At 39.0% G+C, this 505-nt stretch carries 1 protein-coding gene; it reads left to right on the top strand.

Features of this window, described 5'->3' with window-relative positions; genetic code table 11:
* Positions 1-306 (top strand): integrase core domain-containing protein (locus IV514_RS17350; protein WP_206486585.1); only part of this gene is annotated, 306 nt, incomplete at its 5' end.
* Between the last annotated feature and the right edge of the window lie 199 nt (positions 307-505).

Below are 505 nucleotides of genomic sequence, written 5' to 3'. Positions count from 1 at the left end.
ATCGACACGGTATTATTTCACACCGATAGAGGGGCTGAATATCGCGCACATGTGATGCAAGAATTTCTTAAAAAACGTAACGTGAAAGCCAGTATGAATCGCCCAGGCTGTTGCACAGATAATGCTGAAGTTGAATCCTTCTTTCATTCGCTCAAAGCTGATTTAATTCGAGGTAATACTTTTACTACAGCAGATAAATTACGAGCCTTATTAACGGGTTACTTAAATCACTTTTACAATAGACAACGGCTGCATTCGAGTTTAGGATATCAAACACCTGCTGAATATGAATTAGCAGTCAATTAAAACATGGAGCGTGTCCACTTTATCGGGGCAAGATCACAAAAAACAGTTGGTTTTGCTCCTGCGTCGCCTATTTTAACCAACTGTTTTTTGCCTCTTAGTGGGGCGTTAGCATCATGGAGGATTCCTCATTAAATTTTTAGTAATCATATTGTGTTTAATATCTCAAACCGCAAACTCTGAAGAATGGTTCACAAATGGC

The organism is Thalassotalea sp. G2M2-11 (assembly GCF_017168195.1).
GTDB lineage: Bacteria > Pseudomonadota > Gammaproteobacteria > Enterobacterales > Alteromonadaceae > Thalassotalea_E.
Note: the sequence above shows the minus strand (reverse complement) of the source record. Positions and strands in the feature narration are given on the sequence as shown.